Below are 13,889 nucleotides of genomic sequence, written 5' to 3' on the forward strand. Positions count from 1 at the left end.
GATTCAATATATTGTCCGCAAAAATATGCATCAATGATTGAGCCAGGCTACCAACCACCTCCAAATGATTAGATATAATAATTACTACTCAAAAAATATTTTTTTATAATAAAAACTCAACATATGGTCATAAATAATAAAAATATTTTAATTCATTCCTACCGCAATCGGTAACGAGCAATTATCGTCCGGTACGCTATGGTTATGTGCAAAAGCAGTGCGCTGTAAATGCGCGTCTAATTTCAGCCCCCGGAAAAGAGATAGCGGTGAAGAGTCCATCCCCAAACGATACATCACCTTCTTACGATAAATACTGACGGTTTTTGTTCCCAGACCAAATTTTTTCGCCAGTTCAATTGCCGGATGTCCGGAGGATAATAATATCAGCAGCGCATATTTCGCCTGGGTGACGCCGGGCGGTAGATTCCACCAGGCGTATTGATTGATATTAAACAGTATCTCTTCCGGCGTCTCTCCGGCATTAAAAGCATACGTAGCAGCCACAGTTTTCCTCTGTGGCCTGTGGCAGAAACGCAGCCAGGCCTCCGGAAAACGAGACTTCTCTCGATCCGAGCGGATAATGCAGCATAGCTCGTCTTTTAGAACATAATCCATAACGCCAAAATATTGCAGCACACAGCGATCGATATAATACAAGCGATCTGCCACTACCAGAACTTTACGACTCTGCAACCGCGCCTGCAACGCATGAAAAAGATAAACATGCTCATGAGGGTTCAAAGATAAAATCAGCCCGGCATCCGGCATATCGGATATAGAATGCAAGAGTGCGGTTAACGAGTTACATGTTTTGACGCGTTTTTCCGGGTATTTTTGCTTAAAGATGGACTGAAGGGCATAACAATTAGTCCAGTTGATACCGTATATAATTACATTTTTCATTTGCTTATCCTTTTCTGAAAACTGACCACAGCTTCGGTAATGATTTTTCTTCCTGGGCAGCTACTGCGCAAGTGGATAACGCCCTCTTGCAACAAACGTAATAATGCTTGATACGTTATTACATGCGCAATGCTGTTACCGAAATGAATTCCTTTTACGAATCTGATAATGATTAAATTTTCTTTTTTACTTTACGGTAATCTCTTGCAGTGCAACGATTGCCGGATTCCTTGTGACCTGGTATGTCTGACAATGAATGCTTTCGACTCTCTTTTATTAACTGCGTATCACTGGTGTAGTGATACTGGACTATATACTGCTATTAAGAGAAATATTTTCGCATCTGTACGCAAACAGATAGTAACGTTTAAAACAATTTCAAAAATTAATGATTTATTGTACGCATAAAGCTAAGTGGTGTAATTTTAAAATGCCGTTTAAAAATAGCGATAAAATAGGATGGCGTATCATAGCCACACATCGTCGCGACTTGTGAAATATTTCCAGCGCCCATACGTAGTAATTTTATAGCCTGATTCATACGAGCATCCAGGTATATTTTACTAAAGCTCACATCTTCAGCGGCCAGTTTGCGCTTCAGACTTGATACGCTCATGAACAGTTTTCCAGCCACCTCAGCTTGAGACCATTTACGGGTGATATCACTAATAATAATGTTATAAACTTTCTCTTTTGTCGTAATCTTTACCGCTCGCTCAAGGAAATCAAACCCACCGGGTTTGCGTACAAATGCCGATATAAGATACATTAATGAGTAATATGAATAATCATGATCATCAATACTCACATTACTACAAACCCGTGGACACGCCACGCCATTCAAAATAGAGTCAAAAGTATCACTCATTCCGGGCAACAGCTCGGCATGGAAAAAATGCTTTGGCTTCGTTTTTAATGATAACTCTCTGTCATTATAATTTCTTGTGCTGTAAAAGACTTTGTAGAATTTTTGCATTAAGTCATAGGAAACTTCCAATGAGGAAAAATCTATATGACCTTCAATTTCGCTCATACTAAACGTTATCGTTTGATCTTTTTCCAATAAAAATAAACACGGTGCAGGTTGCTCAATGAACTCCCCAAACTCATTTTCAATCCGCAAACTGCCTTTATTAAGTTTGATTAATACGCAATTTGCGACATAATAGTCTCTTACATCAGCTAATCCGTTTATTAATGAAGCTCTACTCGGCTGTTGAAGGTGATTATTGCTAATAGCCTCAACTGATTTATTCATTGAAGGCAATACCATATTTTATCCTGTGTGCTATAAGGAACTTAAAATCGTTATATTCTTATAAAGAAATAATTAAAACTCACAAAGATGATTTAAATCTGATTGTTTTATTATTGTAGCCAATAATTACATTCTAAAGTGCGTTGTTTTTTTCATACAAAGATACTTTTATAAACTTTATGCACAATCTTGTAATGAAAACTTACAATATTAATATGGATTTTCCAGGATAAAACGCCTTACAGATACTGCAATAAGTACTATTTATCAGTAACATAGCTGAGTTAGCATGGTGTACTATCAACACTATTCACTGACGTATACACCATACCTTATCACAAACTGCCAGCAATGGGAGACTTACCAGTCAACTGCCTCTTTGTTTTCCCCGCCTGATAAAATAATCTCCTGCATCCAGGAAGTCATTTGTGACTGTGCGTTCATCGTGCCAACTAATAACCCATTTAAGGCCTCATATAAACGGGTATCCGACTCAACTTTTCCCATCATATTTTGTAGCATAGCCGTTTGCTGCTCAAAGGAGACAAATGCAGGATCGCCACTGTTAGGGTCTTTGAAGGCATTCATTTCTTGATAAATGGCATCTTTAAGCGTTTCAGAAGAGGCTGACTCAGGAAGCGACAAAAGCCTCTGGTAGAACGCGTCATAGAGCTCAACATCAGTGCCATTGCTTAAACGTGCGCTATCCACATTATTCAACGTAGCCGCCCTGGCGCTTAACGAAACAACACTGCTACCCGTCGCTTCAGTATTCGCTGTCGGGACCAAATAAGAAGTTGAAACTGTGCCTGGTATCATCTTTTAGCCTCCATTTTATGATGCTTGCGTTTTTGTCTTCCACTCATCAATAAGTGCATTAATGGCACTATCAGAAATCGTCCGGCAGTCTTGTGGAAGTTCATCAAGATGATGCTTAATAACACCTACCGCCGTTTCAATAAATTGTTCAGGTGAAAATTCTGCGATCTGATCGCCGCAACTCATGATAAAGCGCTGTTCCTGATGATATTTAAGATTAAAAGTACCTGGCCAGTTCTCCATAAGCAACACCATCAGTTTTTGGTGATCTTTTTTCGCATTAACTGGCAGTGTTAAAAAAAGTTGTCCCTCCGGCTTATCAAAATCCCTCAGCCACTCATCCAGTACGGTTAAAAGCGTTTCTGGATGATCGACTGCTGCTGAAAATAACTCTCGGGCATAAGTCTGTATTTTTTCCATCCATTTCCAGGCCATTGTCTGACTATCGGTAAGATAAGCTGCGACCTGCTGTAACGCGTCTATCATTCCCTGTTCGTAACCTTCCTGGTAGGCATACATCCGCAAGGTCTTTGCCTCTTCTTCCGCCTCTCGCAAAATACGCTTAGCCCGTTGATGCGCCTGCTGTTCTAATCTCTCAATAGAGAAATAACGTTCCAGCGTTTTACGCTTTATCAGTATCCCCTCAACAGGCGAAAGCGGGGACGGAATTGGGATATTTTTGAGCATATTGTAAGGCCAGTAGCAAAATTGACATTTCTACAGCATCCTGCTTCGATGCCTCCTCAATAAATGGAGGAAAAAGCAAAGGAAAACGCTGTGCTAAAGATTCAGGTAAAAATTCACTCAGGGCATCTAACTGTGCATACCCGACGCTGAGTAAAAACCGGTGATTCGGCGCCTTATCGCAGACAGATAAACTTGTTCCCTGATGCATTGCCAAAAATGCTTGCGCCCAATCCGGCAGGCCAAGCAAGGCTCCCTGCCTTGCCAGATCGGCTCTCAGTTTATGGCAACCGAGTAAGTACGCTATTTGCGGTAGTCGGTGCCACTGACGCAGCCACAGCTGCGTCAGTGAGTTTTGAATACTCTCCTTTTCTCCGGTCTTAAGCTGCCAGGCCGCCAGTATTAACTCATTCGCCGCCGCCCTGGCGGCAGGTCTGACAATCATTTCCGAGGCTATCTGCAACCGCTGAGGATGAATATACGACAACGGATCAAAAATGACTTTTTGCCAGATAATGGGTAATGGCTGCCTATTCATTTGACGATTTCGCCTTATCATCAGCCGTTATGCCTTTCTTATTCCGGGCATAATGGTTTTTGTAATACCAGACGCCAAATCCTGCTGACATCACGGATAACAAAATAATCAATACAATCCAACTAGTTGCAAAAGAATTACGTTTTACTGGCGTGCCGGGAGCCTGTAATTGGGCATCTGAACGTTCTGACAACACAACAGAAATATTGTCATAATCCACGTCGGAAAAACTATTCTTTAAGAAACGCTTGATATCGCTGATCTGATGCGCAAGCGGCGAACCTCGTTCATATACGGCTAATGCCGACAGATGAACAGGTTTTGGCGGGCGGCCATTTTCACCAGCATCAATATCATAACTGATATGGACCCTGGCGGAGAGCACGCCTTCCATCGTCTGTAATGACTGCTCCAGTCGCTGTTCAATAGCCGAATATAACCTGGCCTTTTCAGCTCGCGGAGACGATACCAGCGAATCCGCCGGAAACATCTGCGCAATTTCCACCCGTGGCCGGGGAGGAAGCTGATAGGTTTTAATCCAGTACACCGCAGCGGTAAAATCAGGCTCAGCAACGGTAATGCCATAGCCCAATTTTCCGCTATCAATTTTATTCGCCTCTATATTATGCATTTGCAGAACGGCAATGACCTCATTAGCCTGTTCCTGGTCCAGTCCTTTTAAAAGATCCTTATCCTTACAGCCAGCAAGGGTCACTACCAGCAGAAAGGTATATAGATATCGACGAATCATGAGCGTAATAGCGTTTCAACTGCCCCGACTCCTTTACGAGTAAGGGTACTGACCATAGAAACATACAGGTTATAATCTGATATCATCTCTTGCGAAATGGCCAGTTCTTTAGGGTCCGTCACCAGATTAGGGTCCTCAATCCGGTTGGTAATCGTCTGTTTATCCACAGCCGTGGCAATCGCCGAACCAGAAAAAGCCTGTAGTAGACGGTCATCCAGCGAGACAATGTCTGTTTCCATAGGTCTGATATTGACCGCCTGCCCTATGACGGCATTTTCAGGGACAATAGTTGCAATCGACATAATCCACCTTATAACTGATTAACGGAAGTTCTGAATAATGGCAGCATCAATATCCTTAAAGACTTTTACCGTGTTCGATTGCGCGTTACGGTACAAGTTATATTCCGAGAGCTTACTCTGATACTGCGCCAGTAGCGCCGGATCGGAGGGCTTTGCTGCTAAATCCGTAAGTGCTTTCGTCACCTGCGCTTGCAAATCGTCAACACCTTTATCAAAAGTCGCGGAGACTCCATCCAGATAACCTGACCAGTTAGGCATACTTATTCCTTATTTACGTTAAGTTAAAGTGGGCTTGGGAAATACCAATGGCCTGGGCTCATTTTGATATAACCTTCCGCCCCGTACTGAAATGAGCGCCCCTTGAGCCAATCATCTTTTAATTCGATAGCAAACTGCACATAGCGTCCTCCCCATGTTCGGTAATAGCTATCGACAAATTGACGAGCTCTGAGTATTTCTACATCATCGAGCGCTCCCTGAATAACAAATGTTACGCCGCCTTGATGATTCCTACGGGAATAAGGAAGCGCCTGCTGTTTTAGCCCCGCTTCCGCCTGGCCTGCTGCGGCAACATCATCCATCAACGTGATGTCAACCGAATCTGCGTATGGCATTAGCGCTCTCAGCTTTTGACTTAAAACCTCGATCTCTTTTTTGCTCATATTGTTTCGCTGGCGGCTTAACCAGAAAACGGGTTTACGCGGTTCATCGAAATGAAGGCGATAATAAGCCAACTGCGGATAATAAGTATCCAGCCAGGTAGAGATACGCTTATTCTCTTCGTTTTCGTTAATCACTCGCGCATTTTTATCATAATCGCCTCTGGCTAAAACCTGACGAGCCCACAGCGTATCCCTTTCATTTTGCGCAGAGACATAGAGCATTTTGTCTCGTCCTGGCAACACCTGAAAGCGCTCTTTCTCCTGGCCCAACAACGAATCAAGCTCTGCGGCCTGCCGCTGCGGCGAGTTAAGTATCCATAACGTACCTACCGTCCCAATCCCCAATATAAAGAAACCAGCCAGTGCCGCCACAATTCCGTTTTTAAAACGCGGCTCGATCTTCTTTTCAGACGTCTCCAACGTCTCAGGTTGCTCAGGCGTCCACGGCTCGCTTTCCGGGCGAATCAGGATAAGCAATTCACCGACCTGTATTGGCGTATTTAATTGCACCGGACGAGATTCAGAATTTCCTTCTTTCAGCTCATGGAGTATAATTTCGGTCGCATCCGTATCCACCTGGATTTCAAAATTTATTCCGCCATGGTCCAGCGGGATAAAAAAGCTATCGGCAGGTATATCAGGGAGCTGGCCAGAAGCAGTGAGCGCATCACTCTGGCCTACCACAAACAGTGTTCGGCCTGCCAGCAATGGAAACTCACAGCCGTTCAGTGAGCTGTTAAGTAATCGAACTATGTATGGCCCAGGGCTTGTTATCGTCTTCTCTTTTGATGTTTCCATATATACTGTTAGCGATGTCTGTCGTTCTCGATAGCAGCAGATTACAGCGTGGGACACAGGGATTCCTGATGAAAATAGAATGAAAAGTGAGAAATAAAATCAATTTATTCTGTATAATGCGTCTCAACACATATTAAAAGAACTATCGTCCCCGTTGCGGCTTAAACTACTGTAGATAAATTACCCAAATTTGAGTTCTTTTGGTATAACAATCAGACCATTGCCAACACACCCTAATAAAGAGCATTTACAACTCAGATTTTTTCAGTAGGATACAAGTAAGGAACATTAAAATAACATCAACAAAGGGATAATATGGAAAATGTAACCTTTGTAAGTAATAGTCATCAGCGTCCTGCCGCGGATAACTTACAGAAATTAAAATCACTTTTGACGAATACCCAGCAGCAAATTAAAAGTCAGACTCAGCAGATCACCATAAAAAATCTTTATGTAAGTAGTTTCACTTTAGTTTGCTTTCGTAGTGGTAAACTGACGATTAGCAATAATCACGATACGATTTACTGTGAAGAGCCTGGGATGTTGGTACTCAAAAAGGAGCAGGTCGTTAACGTGACGCTGGAAGAGGTCAATGGCCACATGGATTTCGATATACTCGAGATACCGACGCAACGACTTGGCGATCTCTATGCGCTTATCCCAAATGAGCAGCAAACCAAAATGGCGAAACCTGTCGAGAAAGTGCAGAAGATCTTCTATACGCCTGACTTTCCTGCCAGAAGAGAGGTATTTGAACACCTGAAAACAGCGTTCTCCTGTACTATGGATACAAGCAAAAGTTGCAATAGCTGTAACAACCAAAGTTGTATTGAAAATGAGGAATTAATCCCTTATTTTCTGCTGTTCCTGCTTACCGCTTTCCTCCGGCTTCCGGAGAGTTATGAGATCATCCTTAGCTCAGCTCAGATAACGTTAAAGGAGCGCGTCTACAACATTATTTCCTCCTCACCGAGTAAGCAGTGGAAACTTACGGATGTTGCCGACCATATATTTATGAGCACATCAACGCTCAAAAGGAAACTAGCAGAAGAAGGTACCAGCTTTAGTGATATCTACTTATCTGCGAGAATGAATCAGGCGGCAAAACTTTTACGCATAGGTAACCATAATGTCAATTCTGTAGCATTAAAATGCGGTTATGATAGTACGTCCTATTTCATTCAATGTTTTAAAAAATATTTTAAAACTACACCATCGACATTCATTAGAATGGCGAACCACTAGCGTTTTTTGTATCTTTTACTCAAGAAAAAATTTTTATTGAAATTTTAATAATTTAAAATTCTAATCGTTTCATAACACACCATAGTAGGATTGGAGGTTATTCAATATCATTATTCTGTCCAGAAGACACTCTGTACTGATATATCTGGAAATTTAAAATAAGGCTGATTATACAACGCGACTTTTGTGAACTTGTCATCGCTATGATGACTGGTAGACCGATATTACCTTATTCACAGCGTAAGAATCTGTCCAGATGAAACTATCTCCTTCCGGCTTTAGCCCTGTGGACTAAAGCTGGCATTTTATTCATGTTTATATACCATTCGCTCCCTGTAGCAAGCGCCTGCCTGGATAGTATAAATAGAAACAGTCACGCTTGTCAGTATCGTTGACGTCTTCTTACCTATCATACCTCCTCTCTTCATCCTGATATCCATATCTTGTCAAGGCTAGTTTAAGGATGATACCGCTCACAAATTCACTGCCCTTTTGACGCGATACCGCTGGGAAATAAAGAAAAGGAGATATCATTATTCTGCAAAAAAACATAAAAATAAGCGCAATACTCAAAATAGTCTGTCATTTATATTTTCACGCTTAAGCTAAATTACATCTTTAAACTTTCAACGAATAGTCATTTCTTAAGAATCCACGGTAGAATTGGTTCTGATGGTATAATTATCAGACCATTAGATATGAAGGTATAATAAGCAGCATTTACACCCCAGAAAAATACAGTAAGATAGCTATAAATCCAATCTCAATTGCAATGAGGTCGAGTTAAATATGTAAATATTTAGATACCCGGCGCTGATTATCTCTGCAATAACACATACGACAGCGCCCACTCAATAATTACAGTCAGTTATAAAAATTGTTATTATCAACATGTCAGTTTTTTAAATCACAAACATAAGCTAAATCATCAAATGTAAAATACAGAGCAAAACATATAAGACCGAGCCCATAGGATATGACATTAAGCTCAAGATAAAAGCTCAGCCTGACCGTTACTAATAACAGCAAAATTACTGGCACAGTAAATTCCGTACTAACGGCGGGTATTAACCATTATAATTTTCACCCTGTAAGAGAATATACAACTATCATGCCACATTTTAATCCTGTTCCTGTATCTAATAAAAAATTCGTCTTTGATGATTTCATACTCAACATGGATGGCTCCCTGCTACGAGCAGAAAAGAAAGTGAATATTCCGCCAAAAGAATATGCCGTTCTGGTCATCCTGCTCGAAGCCGCCGGCGAGATTGTTAGTAAAAACACCTTACTGGACCAGGTATGGGGCGACGCCGAGGTTAACGAAGAATCTCTTACCCGCTGTATTTATGCTTTACGACGTATCCTGTCGGAAGATAAAGAACATCGTTACATCGAAACGTTATATGGGCAAGGCTATCGTTTTAATCGTCCGGTCGTGGTAGTGTCTCCGCCAGCGCCGCAACCCACTACTCATACGTTGGCGATTCTTCCTTTTCAGATGCAGGATCAAATTCAATCTGAGAGCCTGCATTACTCTATCGTGAAGGGACTATCTCAGTATGCGCCCTTTGGCCTGAGCGTGCTGCCGGTGACCATTACTAAGAATTGTCGCAGTGTTAAGGACATTCTGGAGCTCATGGATCAACTGCGCCCCGATTATTACATCTCCGGACAGATGATCCCCGATGGCAACGATAATGTTGTGCAGATCGAGATCGTTCGGGTTAAAGGCTATAACCTATTGCATCAGGAAAGCATTAAGTTGGTGGAAAACCAGCCCGCCTCTCTCTTGCAAAACAAAATTGCGAATCTTTTGCTCAGATGTATCCCGGGGCTTCGCTGGGACACAAAGCAGGTTAGCGAGCTAAATTCGATTGACAGTACCATGGTCTATTTACGCGGTAAGCATGAATTAAACCAATATACCCCCTATAGCTTACAGCAAGCGCTTAAGTTGTTAACTCAATGCGTTAATATGTCGCCAAATAGCATTGCGCCTTATTGTGCGCTGGCAGAATGCTATCTCAGCATGGCGCAAATGGGAATTTTTGACAAACAAAACGCTATGATCAAAGCCAAAGAACATGCCATTAAGGCGACAGAGCTGGACCATAATAATCCGCAAGCTTTAGGATTACTGGGGTTAATTAATACGATTCATTCAGAATACATCGTTGGGAGTTTACTATTCAAACAAGCTAATTTAATTTCGCCCGTCTCTGCGGATATTAAATATTATTATGGCTGGAACCTCTTCATGGCTGGTCAGTTGGAGGAGGCCTTACAAACGATTAACGAGTGTTTAAAATTGGACCCAACGCGCGCAGCAGCAGGGATCACTAAACTATGGATTACCTACTATCATACTGGCCTTGATGATGCTATACGTTTAGGAGATGAATTACGTTCGCAACATTTGCAGGATAATCCAATATTATTAAGTATGCAGGTTATGTTTCTTTCGCTTAAAGGTAAACATGAACTGGCACGAAAATTAACTAAAGAAATATCCACACATGAAATAACAGGGCTTATTGCTGTTAATCTTCTTTATGCTGAATACTGTCAGAATAGTGAGCGTGCCTTACCGGCGATAAGAGAATTTCTGGAAACTGAACAGAGTATTGATAATAATCCAGGGCTATTACCGTTAGTACTGATTGCCCATGGAGAAGTTATTGCCGAGAAAATGTGGAGTAAATTTAAAAACGAAGACAACATTTGGTTCAAAAGATGGAAACAGGATCCCCGCTTGGTTAAATTACGGTAAAATCTGAGAGAGGAGATATGCATTATTTTTTTATCATCGTAATCTGGTTGCTTAGTATGAGTACGGCACGGGCTGATTGCTGGCTTCAGGCTGAAAAAATGTTCAATATTGAATCAGAACTACTTTATGCTATCGCTCAACAGGAATCGGCGATGAAACCAGGCGCCATTGGTTATAACCGAGATGGTTCTACCGATATTGGCCTGATGCAAATTAATAGCTTCCATATGAAAAGATTGAAAAAAATGGGGATCAGTGAAAAACAGTTATTACATGATCCCTGCATTTCTGTCATTGTTGGCGCATCCATTTTATCAGATATGATGAAAATCTACGGTTATAGCTGGGAGGCCGTTGGTGCTTATAATGCCGGGACGTCGCCGAAAAGAGCTGATATAAGGAAAAGTTATGCTAAAAAAATTTGGGAGAATTACAAAAAATTAAAAGAGATGCCAGCAGAAGAGAAGAACAAAAGACTTTCTATCGCGTTAAACAAATAATCATATAACAATAGCTTACTTTCAGATCACATCCAAAAGTAAGCTATTTTTTAATCAGATTGCCGTGTTCGTAAGCAATTGGGCTTGCATTGCTTTTAGCTGTACAAACTGCGATGCATCTTCCAGCATTCTATTATTCCGTGAATCCCGAAAATCTGAACGTACCTGCTCCAGATTGCTATGAGGATTATCCTTAAGCACAAGGGCCGCAGCCATCGTTCCGGTTCTTCCCACTCCGCCCAGACAATGAATCATCGGTAAATGATTATCCGATGTACTACGCCCCGGCGCGCCATTTTGGTTGGCAATATTTTTCACGCTATCTGCCAGATATTCTAACTGAGCAGCGGACGGTAACGGCTGGTGATCTGACCAATTTTTCACATGTAGTACCGGGAGCGTATACTGCTTTTCTCCCCAGGACAGTTGCATATTGTATCGGTCTATCGTGCCTTCCTGATTCCCTGAGTTCACTTTTTGGCTGCTGGTATGTACCTCGCCAAAGGTATGAATCCCCCTGAAATAGGCGGGTAATTGACTTGCCTGTATCTGCTCTTCCGGCGTTAACACCACCAGGCATGAGCACTCTTTTTCAAGAAGCGTTTTCATGTGCGCTTCCAGCGCGGCTGGCGTAGATTTTGGATACGAACTGGCTAATGCCACTGGCTTACCGGCAAAAGTTAGCGTATTCACTGGCACAGGCGTTCCGTCGTTCAATTTCACCTGAGTTTGCTGATTAATCGGGATGCTGCTGGCTGCGAACCGTGCCAGACCCAGTGTAGGTCCGCTCAACATCTGTGGCATTGGCGCACCAGCTTTTATGTTCTCAAGTTCAGTTGTAACATTTTTCAGTTCGTTAGTAATAGCCTGAATCTTTTTTGCAGCCTGCGTTAATTCTTGACTGGAGGCTTTACCAATCCACTTCTCGACCTCTCCTCCACTGGTTCCCCATTGTGAGAACCGGGCTACACCTACCTGAATATTTGTTAACGTTACAGCATAATCATTAAGTTGTTTAGCCTCTGGAATTTTATTTAAATTCCGTAAATTCGTCATTAATGAACGTAGCGTACCGCTACCCGAAGCCATCTCCTGGAAGTTTTCTCGCAGCTTATTTCCGTCCATTTGTTCCAGTTGAGGTATTGCACTCTTAAGTCCGTTTAGCGCAATATCGAGTAAATGCTGTTTCATCTCTGCACCAACATCGCCATTTTGCTCTGTCACTTTTGTCTCGCCGCCTTTTATTACTAAAGCGGAATTCATGATACCAACATTATCCTTGTTCTTAATAAGATTTATAAACCCTTCGTCAGCAGCTTTTACACACTCCGTGATCTGCTCTGCTAAACGTTGGGTAAGGGGTTTGTTCATATTTATTCTGGACATTAATAGTGCGTCATTTACCGCTGTTTCCCCATATTTTTCCGTTAATGCCTGGATAAATACCTGTAAAGTTTTTTGATCCTGTATTCTGGTATTTTCCGTGTGTTTTTGCACCACTTCAGTATTTTTAAATAACGGCATTTTTCCAAGCCAGGTTAATACTTTTGACGAAAATTTTTCAGGCGCAACATATGCCTTATTAGTATTTTCCTTAGCAATATATAGTCGGGCATCACTCGGCACGCCAGATTTTGAAAATGAAGACAATGTTAAATTATTCAACTTCCTCTCCTCATACTTTAGCGTATTCTTGCAGCCTGTTTTTGAGCGCTTCCTGCTGATTCACGAATGACTCAAGCTGCGATATAATATGATATATATTTGTCAGATCGGTAATTACATCTATAAACAATAATGTCTCTGCGCTATCAATATACGCTAACGTGCCTTCATTCTTCGCTGCCAGTTCACCATTAATCACCATAATCTGTCGCCAGATAGAATCGCCACAAACAGGCGATAGTGGTATAATCATACCGTTCAATAACCAGATATCATCTTTAGCTTCAATAGACATAAAAATATCGGTATCGAGCAGTAATAAACACTGATTATTGTCATCAAAAGTGAGTGGCAAACCTAATTTTTCACCAATATCAGCGATAATATCCTGGTGTGCTTGCAAATTATCTTCCTCTTTAATTATTTATTTTATAAGTTTAATTTTTCGGTTTTACCAGAGAAATGTCATGTTTGATATTCTTATGCGCCCGTCGCCGGGCGCAATGTTTATCTCCTTTAATCCAGTAAAATAACCACTCACTACGTGTCGGGACACATATCAGCAACTCTTTCGGATCGTTTTCAACATGGCGTAACTTTCCTTTACTAAAGAAAAGCGAACTGTCAGCAATATCATCATATATTTCAGCCATATCTGAACCGGGTACTACATGTGTGATGATTTTCATAACAATTAACCATATTCAATTGTTGTCGAGCGAGAGAATAATACTATACTCTCGACTCAAGACTTTTTTCAACAACACGGCATATATCCGCAAAGGTCGTCATATCCGGAAGATCGTTTTCATTACAACTAATGTCAAACTCCTCACTAAGACCAAATACAATATCAATTAAATCCAATGAGTCAGCGTAAAGATCCTCAACCAGATGGGTCTGACCATTGATGCAATCAATATCAACGGCAATACAGGAGGTGATCACTTTTTTGACTCTTGCTTCAATATCCATATTCATCGCATCTTTT

The 13,889-nt window shown here is 41.6% G+C and carries 16 protein-coding genes; 3 read left to right on the top strand and 13 right to left on the bottom strand.

Features of this window, described 5'->3' with window-relative positions; genetic code table 11:
• Nucleotides 1–147 precede the first annotated feature (147 nt).
• The 9 genes from AC3G3F_RS06450 to prgH form a co-directional block, all read right to left on the bottom strand.
• The gene (locus AC3G3F_RS06450) at nt 148–903 is read right to left on the bottom strand and encodes a transcriptional activator SprB (RefSeq protein WP_023249353.1); all 756 of its coding nucleotides are present in this window, start codon (nt 901–903) and stop codon (nt 148–150) included.
• A 385-nt stretch (nt 904–1,288) separates the two neighbouring features.
• Nucleotides 1,289–2,176, bottom strand: coding sequence for an invasion transcriptional regulator HilC (hilC, locus tag AC3G3F_RS06455; protein WP_023249352.1), 888 nt, complete (start codon nt 2,174–2,176; stop codon nt 1,289–1,291).
• Nucleotides 2,177–2,521: 345 nt separating this feature from the next.
• Nucleotides 2,522–2,980 (bottom strand): type III secretion system effector protein OrgC, encoded by a 459-nt coding sequence (locus AC3G3F_RS06460; protein ID WP_053529369.1) that lies wholly within the window; start codon nt 2,978–2,980, stop codon nt 2,522–2,524.
• Between the two features lie 15 nt (nt 2,981–2,995).
• On the bottom strand, nt 2,996–3,667 hold the full coding sequence (gene orgB / locus AC3G3F_RS06465) for a type III secretion system linker protein OrgB (RefSeq protein ID WP_070803746.1): 672 nt from the start codon (nt 3,665–3,667) through the stop codon (nt 2,996–2,998).
• Entirely contained in the window at nt 3,624–4,223 is a 600-nt protein-coding gene (gene orgA, locus AC3G3F_RS06470; protein WP_077918499.1) for an oxygen-regulated invasion protein OrgA, read from the bottom strand. The genes orgB and orgA overlap by 44 nt, the downstream gene beginning before the upstream one ends.
• Complete coding sequence (gene prgK, locus AC3G3F_RS06475; RefSeq protein ID WP_023249348.1) at nt 4,195–4,953, bottom strand: type III secretion system inner membrane ring lipoprotein PrgK; 759 nt, start codon at nt 4,951–4,953, stop codon at nt 4,195–4,197. Before prgK ends, orgA begins: the two co-directional genes overlap by 29 nt.
• Entirely contained in the window at nt 4,950–5,255 is a 306-nt protein-coding gene (gene prgJ / locus AC3G3F_RS06480) for a type III secretion system inner rod protein PrgJ (protein WP_000020427.1), read from the bottom strand. Before prgJ ends, prgK begins: the two co-directional genes overlap by 4 nt.
• Before the next feature lie 18 nt (nt 5,256–5,273).
• On the bottom strand, nt 5,274–5,513 hold the full coding sequence (locus tag AC3G3F_RS06485; protein WP_023249347.1) for a type III secretion system needle complex protein: 240 nt from the start codon (nt 5,511–5,513) through the stop codon (nt 5,274–5,276).
• 23 nt (nt 5,514–5,536) lie between these two features.
• Nucleotides 5,537–6,715 carry a type III secretion system inner membrane ring protein PrgH gene (gene prgH, locus AC3G3F_RS06490; RefSeq protein WP_023249346.1) on the bottom strand — a complete coding sequence of 393 codons (1,179 nt, stop codon included), beginning with the start codon at nt 6,713–6,715 and terminating at the stop codon, nt 5,537–5,539.
• A 315-nt stretch (nt 6,716–7,030) separates the two neighbouring features.
• On the opposite strand from prgH, the gene hilD reads away from it, so the two are divergent.
• The 3 genes from hilD (at nt 7,031) to iagB (ending at nt 11,233) form a co-directional block, all read left to right on the top strand.
• Complete coding sequence (gene hilD / locus AC3G3F_RS06495) at nt 7,031–7,960, top strand: transcriptional regulator HilD (RefSeq protein ID WP_023249345.1); 930 nt, start codon at nt 7,031–7,033, stop codon at nt 7,958–7,960.
• A gap of 1,111 nt (nt 7,961–9,071) precedes the next feature.
• On the top strand, nt 9,072–10,733 hold the full coding sequence (gene hilA, locus AC3G3F_RS06500) for a transcriptional regulator HilA (RefSeq protein WP_220529908.1): 1,662 nt from the start codon (nt 9,072–9,074) through the stop codon (nt 10,731–10,733).
• Between the two features lie 17 nt (nt 10,734–10,750).
• On the top strand, nt 10,751–11,233 hold the full coding sequence (iagB, locus tag AC3G3F_RS06505) for a type III secretion system invasion protein IagB (RefSeq protein WP_023249343.1): 483 nt from the start codon (nt 10,751–10,753) through the stop codon (nt 11,231–11,233).
• Nucleotides 11,234–11,287: 54 nt separating this feature from the next.
• On the opposite strand, the gene AC3G3F_RS06510 is transcribed toward iagB, so the two are convergent.
• Genes AC3G3F_RS06510 through AC3G3F_RS06525 form a run of 4 tightly spaced genes read right to left on the bottom strand, consistent with a single transcriptional unit; the run spans nt 11,288 to nt 13,879 of the window.
• Nucleotides 11,288–12,958 carry a type III secretion system effector BopA family protein gene (locus AC3G3F_RS06510; protein ID WP_072158698.1) on the bottom strand — a complete coding sequence of 557 codons (1,671 nt, stop codon included), beginning with the start codon at nt 12,956–12,958 and terminating at the stop codon, nt 11,288–11,290.
• Nucleotides 12,909–13,301 (bottom strand): chaperone SicP, encoded by a 393-nt coding sequence (gene sicP, locus AC3G3F_RS06515; RefSeq protein WP_023249341.1) that lies wholly within the window; start codon nt 13,299–13,301, stop codon nt 12,909–12,911. The genes AC3G3F_RS06510 and sicP overlap by 50 nt, the downstream gene beginning before the upstream one ends.
• A gap of 34 nt (nt 13,302–13,335) precedes the next feature.
• Nucleotides 13,336–13,587, bottom strand: coding sequence for a hypothetical protein (locus AC3G3F_RS06520; protein WP_023249340.1), 252 nt, complete (start codon nt 13,585–13,587; stop codon nt 13,336–13,338).
• Between the two features lie 43 nt (nt 13,588–13,630).
• Entirely contained in the window at nt 13,631–13,879 is a 249-nt protein-coding gene (locus AC3G3F_RS06525) for an acyl carrier protein (RefSeq protein ID WP_023249339.1), read from the bottom strand.
• Nucleotides 13,880–13,889: the final 10 nt, after the last annotated feature.

This window comes from Salmonella sp. FC25216, assembly GCF_057751355.1.